This is a genomic window from Kitasatospora sp. NPDC094019, assembly GCF_044764505.1.
Lineage (GTDB): Bacteria > Actinomycetota > Actinomycetes > Streptomycetales > Streptomycetaceae > Kitasatospora.
On record NZ_JBIWIF010000012.1, the window covers coordinates 181550 to 196836 of the forward strand.

Below are 15287 nucleotides of genomic sequence, written 5' to 3' on the forward strand. Positions count from 1 at the left end.
ACAGGCCCGAGCTGCGACGATGCGCGGATGATCACTCTCCCCGACGAGCTCGGCCACCTCTCCTACGTCGTCTCCGGTGACGGACCGCCCGTCGTCCTGGTGCACGCCGGCGTCGCCGACCACCGGATGTGGGACGCCGTCGTGCCCGCGCTCGCCGAGCGCCACACCGTCGTTCGCTACGACCTGCGGGGCTTCGGCGAGTCCGCGCCCCCGGCCGGCCCGTTCCGCGAGACCGACGACCTGCTCCGCCTCCTCGACCACCTCGGCCACGACCGGGTCCGGCTCGTCGGCGCCTCCTGGGGCGGCCGGGTGGCCGTGGAGTTCACGCTGGCCCACCCCGACCGCGTCCACTCGCTGGCCCTGATCTCCCCGCCGTGGCCGGGCTACGACTGGTCCGCCGACATGGTCGCCTACGACGAGGCCGAGACCGCCGCCCTGGAGGCGGGCGACCTCGACGCCGCGGTCCGGGTGAACCTCGACATGTGGCTGCGCGGGCCGTCCCGCGGCTGGGACGAGGTGCCCGACGGACTGGCCGACCGCCTCCGCGACCCGATGCGCACCTCGCTGCGGAACCAGTCCACCGTGGGCGAGCACTCGCAGGGCCCCTCCGCCCGCGAGGTCTCCACCGTCACCGCCCCGACCCTGGTCGGCGTCGGCGGGCTGGACGTCCCGGACTTCCAGCGCATCGCCCGCCGCTACGCCACCGAGATCCCGAACGCCACCCTGGTCGAGTTCCCGGACGCGGCGCACCTCGTCGCCCTGGACTCACCCGAGGCCGTCACCGCCGCCCTGCTGCCCTTCCTGGCCGGCTGAGGCCCCTCCTCCCGCCGGCTCCCGCCCCGCCTCGCCGCGGTCCTGGGCGGCCATGACCTCGTCGCCGTGTTCGAACGCCCAGGCGCCCACGGCCTCGATCGGGCCGAGGAAGCTGCGGCCCAGGTCGGTGAGGCGGTACTCGACGCGGGGCGGGGCGCCGGGCAGGGGGAGGCGGTCGACCAGGCCGTTGAACTGGAGCCGGCGCAGGGTCTCGGTGAGCACCTTGGAGCTGATTCCGCCGATCCGTTCCCGCAGCTCGACGGGGCGCCGGGGGCCGTCGCGCAGTGCCCGGAGGACCACGGCGTTCCAGGTGTTGGAGAGCAGGTCGAAGGCGAGGCGGGCGCGGCAGTCGGCGAGGCGGGCGTCGGTGGTCACGTACCGAATGGTGCCCGACGGGTTCTCTAGCGTCACGGGGGACGGGGAGTCGGAAGAGGGCTCCCGGCGACACGGAGGACGGCGTGATGAGGATCGGCGTACTGGGCACGGGCAACATGGCGGACGCGCTCGCGACCCACTGGACGCGGGCCGGGCACGAGGTGACGGTCGGTGGGCGGGACACGGCCCGCGCCGAACGCCTCGCCCGGCGGATCGGGGGCGGCGCGCGGGCGGGCGGGCTGCGGGCGGCGGCCGCCGTCGGCGAGGTGGTGCTGGCCGCGCTGCCCTACGGCGCCGGGGCGGAGGTGGTGGGGGAACTGGGCGCGGAACTGGACGGCACGGTGCTGGTCGACTGCTCCAACCCCGTCGGCCCCGGCTTCCGGCTGCTGACGGACGGCGGGCCCTCGGCGGCGCGGCAGTTGGCCGCGGCGGCCCCGGGGGCCGAGGTGGTCAAGGCGTTCAACCTCTGCCACGAGGACGTGTGGCGGATGCGGCCGCCCGTGTTCGACGGCACGCCGCTGGCCGTCCCGCTCTGCGGGGACGACGCGGCGGCCCTGGCCCGGGTGTCCGAGCTGGTGCGGGACGCGGGCTGCACGCCGGTGGCGGCCGGCGGTCTCGACCGGGCGGGCCTGCTGGAGGCGACCGCGGCGCTGTTCATCGGTCTGTGGGTCGGCGAGGGCGCGGACGTGCGGGCGATCGCGCCGCCGCTCTCCCACGCCGCGGGCGGCCCGGCGGCCCGGTAGCGGGTGGCGGGTGGCGGCGGACGGTGCCCCGGGGGCCACCGGCTGCCCGGGGGCGGTCGGCTACCGGGGGCCGGTCGGCTGCCGGGGCTGCGGGCGGACGGTGAGGATCTGTTCGGCCTGACCGACCGGGCCGTCGACATCGTGCAGCACGCTGCTGGTGAGGCCCTGGCCGGTCGGGCCGAAACTGGCCGTGGTGTCCAGGCCGGTCCAGGGGCCGCGCGGCTGCCGGTGCAGATGGACGGTCAGATCGACGTTCGGGAACATCCAGTCGGCCGGGTCCTGCTGCACGGCGATGCCGTTCGCCGCGTCCACCAGGGCGACGAAGGAGGCGAGGGCGCTGCTCGGCTCGCCCGCGACCAGGTCCACCCGGGAGGACAGCCAGGCCGTCGTCCGGCCGCGGCGGGTCGGCGGCACCCGGCGGAGGTCGATCGAGGCGACGAAGGCGCCGTCCCACTCCTCGGCCATCGCCCATGTCGCGAGGCCCTCGGGCGCGGGCAGCGGCTCGACCGGGCTGTCGGCGACGGCCGAGGTGTCCAGGGTGGCCAGCAGCCAGGCGCGGGCCCGGACCACGGCCCGCCCGCCGATCACCACGGTCGCTTCGAGGAGTTCGATGGTCCGGCCGGGCCGGACGGACTCCACGGTGATCTCGCACTCGTCGAGCGCGAGGCGGCCGAGGATGTCGTAGCCGATCCGCCCGAGCGTCAGCCCCCGGTCGCCCCCGGGCCGCTCCGCGAGCCACCCGTCGATCGCGTGCACCACCAGCCCGGCCAGCGGGCTGAAGTGCTGCTCGTCGGGGCTCCACGCCCCGCCCGCGTGCGCGGTGGGCTTGAACGTCCGCGCGCCGGTCCGCTGGTAGTAGCTCTCGCGCGGGAGGTCGCTGCTGCTCAAGGGATCCGCTCCTCGGCCGGGACGGGGTGCGCCGGTGAATCGTCGTGCCGATGTGCCCGACGTACCGGTGCATCGGTGAATCGGTGCATCGATCACGAATCGTAGGCTCCGCCGACGGCCCCGGTCGCCGTGATCTCCCGCACACGGTCACGCCCGCCGCCCCGGGGCCCGTTGTCGGTGGTGAGCCGTTGACTGTGCGACATGACCGTGCGCGACCTGCCGCCCCTGCCGCCCGACCCGGCCGAGCTCCGAGCCCGCTGCCTCGGGATCGCCCTGCTCGACAGCGTCCTCGACGGGCACGCGGCCACGCGCGCGTTCGCCCGTGACCGGCGTCCGGGCGTGGACCCGGCCACCACGGACAACGGATCCGGCGACCAGTACGCGGTCGTGTCCGAACCGGCCGGGGCGTTCCTGTACGGCTTCGACCACGAGAGCGACGCCGGCCCGTGGCGGGAGGAGGACCGCGAGCACCGGCCCGGCCCGTTGGACGGCCAGCCCGCGTCCCTCGCCCACTGCGCGCGGACACCGGAGTCCGCGTTCGACGGGTTCTTCGACGCGACGGTCTGCGCCTGGCGCGCGAGCGGCGACGCGACCGGGGCCTGACCCGATGACCTGAGCGGCGGAAAAGCCGTCGAGGGGAAGGAGGTACGGGCCGTACGCCGGCGCGCATGGCGTACACCAGGACCTCCTTCGTCTGCCTGCCCTGCCGCGCCTCGTACAAGCAGCCGTACGACGCGGCCGCCGGGGAGCGGCGCTGTCCGCGTCGCGCGGGAGCCCTGATCCACGCGGGGTCGGCGTTCGCGGCGCCCGCACGCCGGGACACGGCGGCCTGGCGCACGCTGACACCGCTGCTGCACGCGGGCATCCGCTTCCACAAGAGCTGCTGCGGCGGCCCGGGCTGCCGGCCCCGCACCCGGCGCGAGGTGCGCGAGCGGCGGCTCTACGCGTGCCGCCCGCACCCGGGCAGTGCCGTGGCCGGGGCAGCAGGCCGGTGCTGATCGGGGCGCCGATGTCCATGTTCGGGCGGTGAGCGGGTCGGGCGGACCGTCCCGAAGCTGTTGCGGGTGATCGCGATTGCGTCTTGAATGGTCCAGACCACAACGGGGAGGACCCACATTCATGACCATCCCTCAGCGCACCGTCGTCCTCGGCACCTTGGGCTTCGGCACGATCGTCGACGAGGAGACCTCGTTCCGGATCCTGGACCGCTTCGTCGAAGGCGGGGGCACCGTCCTCGACACCGCGAACAACTACGCGTTCTGGATCGACGGCGCCAACGGTGACGAGAGCGAGGCCGTCATCGGCCGCTGGCTGGCCAGCCGCAAGGCCCGCGACCAGGTCGTCATCAGCACCAAGGTCGGCGCCCGGCCCACCGTTCCCGGCGCCGGGCTGGAGGCGGCCGAGGGGCTGTCGGAGAAGGCGATCCGGGCGGGATTCGAGGGCAGTCTGCGGCGCCTCGGCACGGACCACGTCGAGGTGTACTGGACGCACATCGAGGACCGTTCGGTGCCGCTCGCCGAGACGGTGGGGGCCCTCGCCGAGCTGGTGACCTCCGGCAGGGCGGGCGCGGTCGGCGCCAGCAACCACGCCGTCTGGCGGGTCGAGCGGGCCCGCGCGCTCGCCGGGGACGGCCCGCGCTACTCGCACCTGCAGTACCGCTACTCCTACCTCCAGCCGCGGTTCGACGTGCCGCTGCTGTCCTCCGCCCATGTCCACGTGACGTCCGAACTCCTGGACTACGTGCGCGCCGAGGGAGACCTGCGGCTCTGGGTCTACAGCCCCATCCTCTCCGGCGGCCTCACCCGCGAGGACGTCGAGATCGGTGCCGCCTACGACCACCCGGGCACGCCGAAGCGCCTCGCCGCACTGCGCGCGGTGGCCGAGGAGACCGGTACCACCGTCAACCAGGTGGCCCTCAGCTGGCTGCTCGACCACGAGGCGGGAATCCTCCCCCTGGTCGGCGTGAGCCGGACCGCCCAACTGGACGAGGCCCTCGGCGCCCTCGCGCTGACCCTCACGGCGGACCAGCGGAAGCGCCTGGACGAGGCCGCGCTCTAGTTCGTCCCCCGGGGGCCCGGTGCGGGCCCCCGGCACCGGGCACGCGGTGCGGCGGGGTCGAGGTCGGGGCCGGCGGGTGAGAAGTCCTCGCAGGTCAGGGACCAGGTCGAGAGCCAGGTCAGGGCTGCCGTGGGTGTCGTGCACACCAGGATTCGAGCACGTGCCACCGACAGCGGTCCGGGCCCCGGTGCGGCAGGGAGATCCGCAGCTCCTGGCCCCGGTGGTCGGACATGCCCCGGTCGTCGACGAAGGCGTAGTGGTCGACCGCCGCGCCGTCGTTGGTGAACGCCCAGTCGAGGCGCCACCAGTCGGCGCCGAGGATGCCGCCCCAACTGCCGGGGGAGAGGTCGCCGCTCGCCGCGCGGGCGTCGTGCAGGCGGGCGCGGAGCGGGTCCAGGTCGCCCATCGCGGGGCTGGTGTTGAAGTCACCGGCGACCAGCAGGGGCCGGGAGTTGGCGGCGGTGTCGCGCTCCAGGGCCGCGAACTGCTCGCGCCGGGCCGCGTCGGCCTCGCGCACCACCCGGTAGAAGGCGCCGCCGAACGGCGACTCCCGGGTGTCCACCTGGACCGGGATGTGCACGTTGTAGAAGGAGACGGTCCGGCCCCGGACGTCGAGGTCGGTGCGCAGCACCTTGCGCCGGGTGAAGACGTCCGACCAGGGCGCGTCCGCCGCCACCGCCGGGCCGACGGTCGGGGTGGCGAGCACCGGGAAGCGGGAGAGGGTGACCAGCTCCCCGGCCACCACCACCTGATAGCCGGGGAACTCCCGCCGGATCCGGTCGAGTTCGTCGATCCGGGTGTGCGTCCCGTCAACCCACGCCAGGTACTCCTGGAGCAGGTAGACGTCGGCGTCGCGGGCGCGCAGGAAGCGGTAGAACGCGTCCGGGTCGTCGGTGGTGTCCCAGTACTCGGTGTTCCAGGAGAAGACGCTGACCGCCGGTCCGGCCGCGGCGGTGGAGGCGGAACCCGGCTTCAGGGCCGACCAGTTGAGGCCGGTCCGGGGCAGCGCGGCGACCAGCAGCAGGACCGTCGCCGGCACCAGCCACCGCCGAACGCCCGCGCCGGGGGCCGGGAGCGTGACCGCCAGCGCGAGCAGCGTCACCGGTACGGCGAGGAACAGCAGCGGCGGCGCCAGCCCGGGTATCAGCCAGAACCACCACCGCCCGTTCGCCAGCAGGTCCAGCGCCAGGAACACCGCCCACAGCGCGGTGGCGGCCACCAGCAGGCGCACCCCCGGTGAATGCCGCGGCCGGGGGGAAACGGAATCCGGATCCATGCGGCGGAGCGTAGCAGGACGGGGCCCGCGGCCGAATTCCCGTGCCCGGTACCCGGGCAGCTCCGATACGGGGACGATATCGGCCCGATACGCGGTCCGCCTGAACTGGGCGCATGACCTTTTCCGTGACGGTCGTCGTCCCGGCCCACAACGCGGCCCGCACCCTTTCGGCCTGCCTGGATTCGGTGTACGCGCAGACCCACCGGCCGCACCAGGTGATCGTGGTCGACGACGGATCCACCGATGCCACCGCCCGGATCGCCGAAGCCTACGCGGCCGACGGCGGCCCGTCCGGCGGCCCGTCAGGGGGCCCGGACGGCGGTCCGCCGTGCGTGCTGATCCGGCAGTGGCCGAATCGCGGAGTGTCCGCCGCACGGAATGCCGGAATTGCCGCGGCGACCGGTGAGGTGATCTTCTTCCTGGATTCCGACGAGGCCCTGACACCCGATTCGGTGGCGAATGCGCTGGAAATCCTGGAAAACGATCCGGAATGCGGCTGCGTGCACGGGGTGATCTCCCCGGAACCGCTCTTCGACGACGGGCCGGTGGAGCGTTACCGGGTGCTGCACGCGTACTGGTGGCGGGCGCGCGGCGCGGGTGTGGTGGAGACGGCGTTCTTCGCCCAGGCCGCGGTGCGGCGCGAGGTGTTCGAGCGGATCGGCGGCTTCGACGAGAGTCTGCGCGACTCCGAGGACCTCGAACTCAGCGACCGGCTGGCCCCGCACTACCGGATCGTGCTGACGGACCGGGTGGTGGCCCGTCACGACGAGGTCGAACGGCTCGGCCCGCTGCTCGCCGAGACCTGTCGGCGGGCGCTGATGCTGGTGCCCGCGCTGGCCTCGGCGCGGCGCGGCGGGCGGCGCAACCTCACCGCCAACAGTCCGGCTTCGGTCGCGACGGCCGCGTTCACCCTGCTCGCGCTGCCGCTGGCCGCACGCTGGCCGGCGCTGCCGGCGGCCGGGCTGGCCGCCTTCTGCGCCGCCAACGCGGGGATGCTGCGGTTCGCCGCCCGGCGGCACGGGGTGGCGTTCGCGCCGTACGCGGCGGGTGTGCACTTCCTGGTCGTCGGCTCGCTGCTGACCGGCGCGGGCGTCGGTGCCCTGCGGATGCTGCTGCCGGGGCGGCGGGCGCCGGTACCCGGGCCCGGGCGGACGCCCGCGTTCGGGCCGACGCCCGCGCCCGGACAACCGCAGGCAGCGCGAGCGCCCGGACAACCGCAGGCGACGCCCGTGCCCGGGGAGCGGAAGCGATGAGGGAACGGCTGCGCGCCCTCCTCACCCCCGCCATCGTGCTGGCCGCCCTGGTCGGTGTCGGCCTGCTGCTGCGGCACGAGGGCCCGGTCGCCGCCCGCGCCCTCGCCCGCGCGGACGCGGTGCCACTGCTGCTCGCCGCACTGGCCGCCAACGTCGGCGGCCTGGTCCTCGCGGTGCACGCCTGGCAGGTGCTGGTGCCCGCGCGGCCGGGCAGCGCCCCCGGCGCGCCGGGGGCGGTCCGGGGCCTGCTCGCGGCCCGGATCTACTTCCTCGGCCAGCTGTCCAAGTACCTGCCCGGGCGGGTGTGGGGCGTGGTCACCCATGTGACCCACGGCCGCGCGGCGGGCGTGCCGGCCGCCGCCATGACCTCCGCCTATCTGCTGAGCCTGGCGCTGACCGTCCTCACCGGAGCGTGCGTCAGCCTGTTCGCCGCCCCCGCCGTCCTGCCGGGGCAGTGGTTCTGGCTGGTCCTGCCCGTCCTCGGCCTGCTCGCCTGTGTGGCCAGGCCCGCCCTGGCGACCCGGCCGGTGGTGGCGCTGGCCCGGCTGGCCCGCCGCGCCGTCGAGCCGCCGCCGGACGCCGCCGTCCGCCGGGCGATCGCGCTGGCGGTCGCGTCCTGGCTGGTGTCGGGGCTGCACCTGTGGTTCCTGGCGATCGCCCTCGGCGCACCGGTCCTGTCCTCCGCCGGTCCGGGGATCGGGGCGTTCGCGCTCGCCACGGTGGTGAGCAGCCTCGCCGTGGTCGTCCCCGACGGCTGGGGCGTGCGCGAGCTGACCATCGCCGCCGCGCTCGCGGCCGCGCTGCCCGACGGCACCGCGGCGACGGCGGCCGTCGCCAGCCGGGTCGTCTGCGTGGTCGCCGAACTCGGCAGCTCCGCCGTCGTCCTGGCGCTGGCCCGGGCCCGGCTCGGTCCCCCGGGCACCCGTACCTCCGCCGCGGACGAACCTGGCACCACCACCACCACCACCGCTACTGCCTCCACCAACGCCACCGTTCCCACCCCGATCGGAGACTCCCGTGTACACCCTTGACGACGCCGAACGGTTCGAGGTCGGCGAGGTGCACGACCTCTACCGCCGGTACGTGAACAAGAGCCAGGTCTCGCTGATGACCTCCTTCGGCTTCGGCCGCGAGCTGGTCGCGCACGCCGAGGGCGCCCACCTCACCCTCACCGACGGCCGGCGGATCCTCGACGTCACCGGCGGCGTGGGCGTGCTCAACCACGGCCACAACCACCCCCGCATCCTCGCCGTCCGGGAGCGTTTCGCCCGCGAGCGCCGGATGGAGGTGCACAAGACCTACTTCTCGCCCTACCTCGCCGCCCTCGGCCACAACCTCGCCGAGGTGCTGCCCGGCGACCTGTCGATGTCCTTCCTCCCCAACTCCGGCGCCGAGGCGGTCGAGGGCGCCGTCAAGCTCGCGTTCAAGTACCACAACGGCAGGCGCCGGACGGTGCTGCGCGCGGACCGGGCCTTCCACGGCAAGCTCCTCGGCTCCGGCGGCCTCACCGGGCAGGCGCAGTTCGCGTTCCCCACCATCCCCGGCATCGACACCTTCACCTACAACGACCTCGCCTCGGTGCGGCGCGCCGTGGCCGCGCACCCCGGCGACGTCTACGCGATCCTGATCGAACCGTTCAGCGCCTCCACCGTCGAAGCCTGCTCGGAGGAGTTCCTGCGCGGTCTGCGCGAGCTGTGCGACCGCGAGCGGATCGTGCTGATCTTCGACGAGATCTACACCGGCTGGGGCAAGACCGGCACCCTGTTCCACTTCATGCGGTACCCGGGCCTGCTGCCGGACGTGCTCACCACCTCCAAGTCCTTCGGCGGCGGCAAGTCCTCGATCTCGGCGTTCGTCGCCCGCGAACCGATCTTCCGCAAGGCGTACGACAACCTCGGCGACGCCCTGCTGCAGTCCACCTCGACCACCTACTACGGCTTCGGCGAGGAGTGCGCGACCGCCCTGGAGGCCGTCAATATCGCGATCGAGGACGACTACCCGGCCCGGGCCCGGGCGATCGGCGCCGTCCTCGAACCGGGCCTGCGGCGGCTCGCCAAGGAGCACCCGGACACCATCGCCCGGGTGGACGGCGCGGGCGCGCTGTGGGGGGTGTTCATCGACGGCGGGCCGCGGATCCTCGACCTGGTCGCCAAGCTCGCGCCCGGCGGGATGGCGCGCGATCCCCGGTTCAAGACCAAGCTGGTCACCTGCGCCGTCATCAGCGCCCTCTACCAGGACCACGGCATCTTCGCCTACTACACCCTGAACGGCCGCAATCCGCTGATCATCGGACCGTCGCTGATCACCGAACCGGCCGACGTCGAGCGGACCGTGGACGCGCTCGGCACCGTCCTCGACGAGGGCCTCGGCCGGCTGGTCACCCGCTTCGTCAAGCAGAAGGTGGCCTCGCAGTGGTGACCCCGAACGGCCGCGACGCCCACCCCTCCGGCCCCGACACCGACCCTTCCGGCCCCGACACGAACCCCCGCCCCGACGGCCGTTCCCTCACCGTGGCCGTCACCGGCGCCGCCGGCATGCTCGGCTCGCGCCTCGCCGAACGCCTCACGGCCGACGGCCACCACGTCCGCGGCATCGACCTGCGCCCCGGTCCGGGCGTCGAGGTGGTCGGCGACATCCGCGACCGCTCCGCCCTCGACCGCGCCCTGCACGGCGCCGACATCCTGGTCCACGCCGCCGCCGCGCTCCCCAGCTACCCGGACGAGCAGATCCGCTCCATCATCGTCGACGGCACCCGCGCCGTCTTCGCCGCCGCCCGCGCCGCCGGTACCCCGCGGGTGGTGCACATCTCCTCCACCGCGGTCTACGGCCTGCCCCGCCAGGTGCCCACCCCCGAGACCCACCCCCGCGAACCCGTCGACACCTACAGCCGCGCCAAGGCCGCCGCCGAGGAGATCGCCGAACGCCACCGCGCCGACGGCCTGTGCGTCCCGATCCTGCGGCCCAAGACCTTCGTCGGCCCCGGCCGGATGGGCCTGTTCGCGATGCTCTTCGAATGGGCCGAGGAGGGCCGCAACTTCCCCGTGCTCGGCCGGGGCGACGTCCGCACCCAGATGTTCGGCATCGACGACCTGGTGGACGCCGTGGTCACCGTGCTGCACGCCCCCGACGACGTCGCCAACGACACCTACAACCTCGCCGCCGCCGAATTCGGCACCCTGCGCGAGGACTTCCAGGCCGTCCTGGACGCCGCCGGCCACGGCAAGCGCGTCGTCGGCCTGCCCGCCCGGCCCGCCCTCGCCGTCCTCAACACCCTGCAGCGCGCCCGCCTCTCACCCGTCTACGGACGACTGCTGCACAAGCTCACCGCCGACTCCTACGTCTCCATCGACAAGGCCCGCGACCGGCTCGGATTCGACCCCCGGCTCTCCAACCGGGAGGCCGTCCTGCGCACCTACGACTGGTGGCGCACCGCCCGGCACGAGACCCCGCCCGCCGCGCGCGCCGGCGGCCCCAACGCGGGCCGCACCAGCCGCGACCCGTGGAGCCAGGGACTGCTGTCCGCCGTGAAGATCTTCTTCTGAGGAGCGCTCCGCCATGACCTCCCTGAGCGAACAGAGCTCGCAGCACGAGACGGGCCGACCCGCCGGACCGCCCGAAACCGCCGAACCGCCCGAACCCGCCCGCCGCACCGCCGGGCCCTCCCGGCTGCCCGCACCGCTCGCCCTGCTCCGGCCCGGCCAGTGGCCCAAGAACATCCTGGTCGTCCCACTGCCCCTGCTCGGCGCCGACCTCGCCTGGGGCATGACCGCCCGGACCGCCGTTGCCGTCGGCGCCTTCGTCCTCGCCTCCTCGCTCGTCTACGTCGTCAACGACCTCGCCGACATCGAGCGCGACCGCCGCCACCCCGTCAAACGCCACCGCCCGCTCGCCTCCGGCCGGATCGCCCCGCGCACCGCCGTCGGCCTCGCGCTGCTCCTCGCCGCCCTGCTCGTCCCGCCCCTCGTCGCCGCCGGACCGGGCGTCGCCGCACCCGTCCTGCTCTACCTCGGCGTCAACGCCGCCTACAGCTGGCGGCTCAAACACCTCCCGCTGCTGGACGTCTTCGTCGTCGCCACCGGCTTCGTGCTCCGCCTGCTCGGCGGCTACGGAGCCAGCGGCCGCCCGCTCTCCGCCTGGCTCGTCCTCACCGTGCTCACCCTCTGCCTGGTCCTCATCGTCGGCAAACGGCGCCACGAACTCGGCGTCGCCGGCAGCGGCCACCGGCCCGCGCTGGTCGGCTACTCGGCGCACTTCCTCGACCTGGTGCTGGTGCTCTGCTCCGGGCTCACCGTCGTCGGCTACCTGCTCTACCTGCGCACCGAGTCCGGCTACGAGACCGGTGCCCTGCTCACCGCCCCGCTCGCGCTGTTCGCCCTGTTCCGCTACCTGCAGATCGTCGTCGTGCACGCCGAGGGCGGGAACCCGGTGCACACCCTGCTGCGCGACCGGGCCATGCTCGCCACCGCCGCGCTCTGGGCCGCCCTCCTGCTCACCTTCCAGCTCACCTGACCACCCGGCTGACCGCCCACCTCGCAACCCGCCCGACAGCTCGCCCGACAGCTCGCCCGACAACCCGCCCGACAGCCACCACCGTCGACCCCCAGCCGTTCCGAACGAGGAGCCATGCCCGCCACACCGCTCGTCTCGGTGGTCGTGCCGATGTACAACGACAGCCGCACCGTCGACCTCTGCCTCGGCTCCGTCCTCGCCCAGAGCCACCCGGTGCACGAGGTGATCGTCGTCGACGACGCCAGCACCGACGGCTCCGCCGCGCTCGCCGCCGCCCACCCCGTCACCCTGATCCGCGCCGAACGCAACGGCGGCCCCGGCGCCACCCGCAACCTCGGCGTCGAACACGCCACCGGCGACATCGTCTTCTTCCTCGACGCCGACCTCGCGATGCACCCCGACGCCGTCGCCGAAGCCGTCGCGGTCTTCGCCGAACACCCCGAGTACGGGGCCGTGTTCGGGGTCCCCGACAAGGAACCCCTGTTCCCCGAGGGCCCCGTCGGCCAGTACCGCATCCTCCAGTACCACTACTGGCGCAAGAGCGCCGAGGGACTGGTCAGCGGCGGCTTCTACGCCCTCGGCGCCGTCCGCCGCACCGCGTTCCTGGATGCCGGACCGTTCAACCCGGCGCTGCGCCAGACCGAGGAGATCGACCACGCCGAACGGCTCGCCGCCCGCTACCCCATGCTGCTCACCTCACGGGTGCGGGGGCGGCTCTCCGACGAGAACCGGATCCGCCCGCTGCTGCGCAAAGCCTTCGTGCGCAGCCGGCTGCGGGTGCCGTTCTACCTCGACCGGGGCCGCGCGATGCAGGGCATGGAGACCCCCGGCCGGGCCCTGGCCTCGGTGCTCGCCGCGCTCACCCTGCTGAGCCTGCCCCTGATCGCCTGGCAGCCGGCCCTCGCGCTCGCCACCGCCCTGCTGCTCGCCGCGTTCGTCCTCACCGACCTCGGGCAGTACCGCTTCGTCCGGCAGGAGCGGGGCTACCGCTTCCTCGTCTTCTTCACCCTCTGCCACCTCCTGCTGAACGCCGTCGTCACGGCCGGACTCGCCGCCGGAGTCGGCCGGTTCGCGGTCAGCCGCCGCTTCCGCCGGATGTACCGGCAGGACGACCCGGTGGGGCAACCGGCCGCGCGGCAGTTCGGGGACCCGGTCGGCGAACCGGCCCCGGAACCCACCCGCGCCCGGCGGATCGCCCGCCGGCTGCGCACCTGGTACGGCCGCTCGCTGGTCGGACTCACCGGGCTGTGGCTGCTGTACGCCTTCTTCCGCTGGTCGGTCAGCGGACGCTGGCACTGGGCGATCCTGCTGGACGCCGTCCCGCCGGTGCTGCTCGTCGCCGTGCCGCTGTTCCTGCTGCTCGCCGCCGTCGGCGCCTGCGGACCCCGCCGCAGCTGGGCGCTCGGACTCGCCCTGCCGCCGCTGCTGCTCGGCCTCACCACCGGCTCCGGCCTCAACTGGCCCGCCCTGTGGCACGGTGAGCGGCCGGTGCCGCCCGGAGCGCTGCACGTCGTCTCCTTCAACACCCAGTACTGGGCCGCTTCCACCGGCGTCGACCGGCTCTACGACCTGATCCATCGTCAGAACGCCGACGTCTACCTGTTCCAGGAGCACGTGGTGTGGCAGCCCGGACTCGGCGAGGACGGCTACCGCCGCCTCGACGACGACGCCCGGCTCGCCGCCGAGTTCCCCGGCTACCACATCGCCCGCACCGGCGAACTGCTCACGATCTCCCGCTATCCGATCGCCGACCAGCGCTCGGTCGGCACCGGCGCCGCCCTCGGACCCGACGCCTCCTTCAGCCGGATCTTCGCCCGCGACAAGGTGATGCGTACCGACCTCCAGGTCGGCGGCACCCTGCTCAGCGTCTACAACGTGCACGTCACCGTGCCGCTGGCGCCCGACCTCGACCCGTTCTCGGACTTCGACTTCGACTCCTACTTCAAGCGCAAGTTCGCCTGGCGCCAGGAGGAGATCCACGGCCTGGAGGCCGACCTCAGGGCGAACCCCAACCGGACCCTGATCGCCGGTGACTTCAACGCCAGCCCCGCGATGCGCGACCTGGACGGGGTCCGCTCGCTCGCCGACGACGCGATTCGCGCCAACAATGACTTCCTGCCGCTGAGTTGGAAGTTCTCCGCGCCCGCCGGATTCGACTGGGACAGCGCGATCAACCGCCCCTACCCGCTCTGGCGGCTGGACTGGAGCTTCACCCGGGGCCCGGTGAAGGTCCACCGCTACGACTTCCGGTCCGCCGAGGGGATCTCCGAACACCGGCTGCAGGATCTCTGGCTCTCGCTCTGAACCCCCCTCCGAAAGGACACGACATGGTGCTCAAGGATCTGCGGACCGCCGTCCGCACCGCCTCCGGCGTCGAACTGCTGGAGCGCGTGCCCGCGCTGCGCCGGCCGGTGGACTGGCTCGGCGAACGGCCGGTGCTGCACGGCCTCACCCTGTGGGCGTTCGGGCTGCGCAAGCCGCTGTTCTGGGACCACGTGGTCACTCCCGAGCCGCGCGCCGAACTCTCCGAGGTCCGGGACCTGCTGGAGAAGAACCGCGAGCGCTACGCGGAACGCCTCACCGGCTTCCTGGAGCTGGCCGACCCGCTGAGCGGCATCCCGCTCCGGGGCACCGCGGCCGGCTCCACGCCCTACTGGAACAACGGCTGGCTGCCGCCGCTGGACGCGCTGTCGCTCTACGGGTTCCTGGCCGAGCTGCGCCCCGCCCGCTACCTGGAGATCGGCTCCGGCAACTCCACCAAGTTCGCCCGCCGGGCCGTCGAGGACCTCGGGCTGAGCACCCGGATCACCTCGATCGACCCGGCCCCGCGGGCGACCGTCGACCGGCTCTGCGACGAGGTGGTCCGCACCCCGCTGCAGCACGCCGACCTGGAGGTGTTCCGCGAGCTGGAGCCGGGCGACATCGTCTTCTTCGACGGGTCGCACCGGCTCCACATGGGCTCGGACGTCACGGTGTTCTTCTTCGAGGTGCTGCCGGTGCTCAAGCCCGGGGTGATCGTCCACGTGCACGACATCATGCTCCCGGCGGACTACCCGACCTCCTGGCGCTGGCGGCACTACTCCGAGCAGTACCTGCTGGCCGCGCTGCTGACGGCCGCGCCGGGGCGGTTCGACGTCGAGCTGCCGGACGCCTTCGTGCACGCCGACCCGGAGCTGCGGCGGATCGCCGAGCCGCTCTGGCGCCGGCTCGGGGTCACCGAGCACTACGAGCCGGGGTCGTTCTGGTGGCGCCACACCGGCTGAGCCGGCCCGGGCGCGGGCTCGGGGCGTGGTCGGGTGCGGGCTCGGGCGGCGGCGGCGGGGCCGGGTCCGGGGCCGGGTCCGGAGGGTGGACGGGCGGACCCGCGTGCGG

At 74.0% G+C, this 15287-nt stretch carries 15 protein-coding genes; 12 read left to right on the forward strand and 3 right to left on the reverse strand.

From position 1 onward, the window contains the following. Positions 1-27 precede the first annotated feature (27 nt). On the forward strand, positions 28-813 hold the full coding sequence (locus ACIQ9P_RS26125; protein WP_402360769.1) for an alpha/beta fold hydrolase: 786 nt from the start codon (positions 28-30) through the stop codon (positions 811-813). On the opposite strand, the gene ACIQ9P_RS26130 is transcribed toward ACIQ9P_RS26125, so the two are convergent. Then, positions 766-1188: a winged helix-turn-helix transcriptional regulator gene (locus tag ACIQ9P_RS26130; protein ID WP_402360772.1), complete on the reverse strand. Its 423-nt coding sequence runs from the start codon at positions 1186-1188 to the stop codon at positions 766-768. The two genes, ACIQ9P_RS26125 and ACIQ9P_RS26130, sit on opposite strands and share 48 nt — an antisense overlap. 86 nt (positions 1189-1274) lie before the next feature. Here ACIQ9P_RS26130 and ACIQ9P_RS26135 point away from each other — a divergent pair, with 86 nt between their 5' ends. After that, positions 1275-1931, forward strand: a complete 657-nt coding sequence (locus ACIQ9P_RS26135; RefSeq protein WP_402360775.1) for an NADPH-dependent F420 reductase — start codon at positions 1275-1277, stop codon at positions 1929-1931. Positions 1932-1991: 60 nt separating this feature from the next. On the opposite strand, the gene ACIQ9P_RS26140 is transcribed toward ACIQ9P_RS26135, so the two are convergent. After that, positions 1992-2819, reverse strand: coding sequence for a thioesterase family protein (locus tag ACIQ9P_RS26140; protein WP_402360778.1), 828 nt, complete (start codon positions 2817-2819; stop codon positions 1992-1994). Between the two features lie 201 nt (positions 2820-3020). On the opposite strand from ACIQ9P_RS26140, the gene ACIQ9P_RS26145 reads away from it, so the two are divergent. The 3 genes from ACIQ9P_RS26145 to ACIQ9P_RS26155 all read left to right on the forward strand — a co-directional run bounded on the left by ACIQ9P_RS26145 (position 3021) and on the right by ACIQ9P_RS26155 (position 4877). After that, on the forward strand, positions 3021-3422 hold the full coding sequence (locus ACIQ9P_RS26145; protein WP_402360781.1) for a hypothetical protein: 402 nt from the start codon (positions 3021-3023) through the stop codon (positions 3420-3422). Positions 3423-3487: 65 nt separating this feature from the next. Continuing rightward, a complete protein-coding gene (locus tag ACIQ9P_RS26150; RefSeq protein ID WP_402360783.1) occupies positions 3488-3817 on the forward strand; it encodes a deoxyxylulose-5-phosphate synthase in 330 nt (109 codons plus the stop codon). 121 nt (positions 3818-3938) lie between these two features. Then, entirely contained in the window at positions 3939-4877 is a 939-nt protein-coding gene (locus tag ACIQ9P_RS26155; protein ID WP_402360786.1) for an aldo/keto reductase, read from the forward strand. A 118-nt stretch (positions 4878-4995) separates the two neighbouring features. On the opposite strand, the gene ACIQ9P_RS26160 is transcribed toward ACIQ9P_RS26155, so the two are convergent. After that, a complete protein-coding gene (locus tag ACIQ9P_RS26160; RefSeq protein WP_402360789.1) occupies positions 4996-6108 on the reverse strand; it encodes an endonuclease/exonuclease/phosphatase family protein in 1113 nt (370 codons plus the stop codon). 158 nt (positions 6109-6266) lie between these two features. Here ACIQ9P_RS26160 and ACIQ9P_RS26165 point away from each other — a divergent pair, with 158 nt between their 5' ends. The 7 genes from ACIQ9P_RS26165 to ACIQ9P_RS26195 all read left to right on the forward strand — a co-directional run bounded on the left by ACIQ9P_RS26165 (position 6267) and on the right by ACIQ9P_RS26195 (position 15178). Continuing rightward, positions 6267-7406: a glycosyltransferase gene (locus tag ACIQ9P_RS26165; RefSeq protein WP_402360792.1), complete on the forward strand. Its 1140-nt coding sequence runs from the start codon at positions 6267-6269 to the stop codon at positions 7404-7406. Then, positions 7403-8437, forward strand: coding sequence for a lysylphosphatidylglycerol synthase domain-containing protein (locus ACIQ9P_RS26170; protein ID WP_402360795.1), 1035 nt, complete (start codon positions 7403-7405; stop codon positions 8435-8437). The genes ACIQ9P_RS26165 and ACIQ9P_RS26170 overlap by 4 nt, the downstream gene beginning before the upstream one ends. Then, positions 8424-9824: an aspartate aminotransferase family protein gene (locus ACIQ9P_RS26175; RefSeq protein ID WP_402360798.1), complete on the forward strand. Its 1401-nt coding sequence runs from the start codon at positions 8424-8426 to the stop codon at positions 9822-9824. The genes ACIQ9P_RS26170 and ACIQ9P_RS26175 overlap by 14 nt, the downstream gene beginning before the upstream one ends. 92 nt (positions 9825-9916) lie before the next feature. After that, positions 9917-10948, forward strand: a complete 1032-nt coding sequence (locus ACIQ9P_RS26180; RefSeq protein WP_402360941.1) for an NAD-dependent epimerase/dehydratase family protein — start codon at positions 9917-9919, stop codon at positions 10946-10948. 13 nt (positions 10949-10961) lie between these two features. Continuing rightward, positions 10962-11915, forward strand: coding sequence for a UbiA prenyltransferase family protein (locus ACIQ9P_RS26185; RefSeq protein WP_402360801.1), 954 nt, complete (start codon positions 10962-10964; stop codon positions 11913-11915). A 114-nt stretch (positions 11916-12029) separates the two neighbouring features. Then, positions 12030-14219, forward strand: coding sequence for a glycosyltransferase (locus tag ACIQ9P_RS26190; protein ID WP_402360804.1), 2190 nt, complete (start codon positions 12030-12032; stop codon positions 14217-14219). A gap of 23 nt (positions 14220-14242) precedes the next feature. Then, complete coding sequence (locus ACIQ9P_RS26195) at positions 14243-15178, forward strand: class I SAM-dependent methyltransferase (RefSeq protein ID WP_402360807.1); 936 nt, start codon at positions 14243-14245, stop codon at positions 15176-15178. Positions 15179-15287: the final 109 nt, after the last annotated feature.

Coding starts and splice junctions, on each gene's coding strand:
- ACIQ9P_RS26150 (WP_402360783.1), top strand. CDS start 3,488: ATGGCGTACACCAGGACCTCCTTCGTCTGCCTGCCCTGCCGCGCCTCG.
- ACIQ9P_RS26155 (WP_402360786.1), top strand. CDS start 3,939: ATGACCATCCCTCAGCGCACCGTCGTCCTCGGCACCTTGGGCTTCGGC.
- ACIQ9P_RS26170 (WP_402360795.1), top strand. CDS start 7,403: ATGAGGGAACGGCTGCGCGCCCTCCTCACCCCCGCCATCGTGCTGGCC.
- ACIQ9P_RS26190 (WP_402360804.1), top strand. CDS start 12,030: ATGCCCGCCACACCGCTCGTCTCGGTGGTCGTGCCGATGTACAACGAC.
- ACIQ9P_RS26125 (WP_402360769.1), top strand. CDS start 28: ATGATCACTCTCCCCGACGAGCTCGGCCACCTCTCCTACGTCGTCTCC.
- ACIQ9P_RS26195 (WP_402360807.1), top strand. CDS start 14,243: ATGGTGCTCAAGGATCTGCGGACCGCCGTCCGCACCGCCTCCGGCGTC.
- ACIQ9P_RS26145 (WP_402360781.1), top strand. CDS start 3,021: ATGACCGTGCGCGACCTGCCGCCCCTGCCGCCCGACCCGGCCGAGCTC.
- ACIQ9P_RS26135 (WP_402360775.1), top strand. CDS start 1,275: ATGAGGATCGGCGTACTGGGCACGGGCAACATGGCGGACGCGCTCGCG.
- ACIQ9P_RS26165 (WP_402360792.1), top strand. CDS start 6,267: ATGACCTTTTCCGTGACGGTCGTCGTCCCGGCCCACAACGCGGCCCGC.
- ACIQ9P_RS26185 (WP_402360801.1), top strand. CDS start 10,962: ATGACCTCCCTGAGCGAACAGAGCTCGCAGCACGAGACGGGCCGACCC.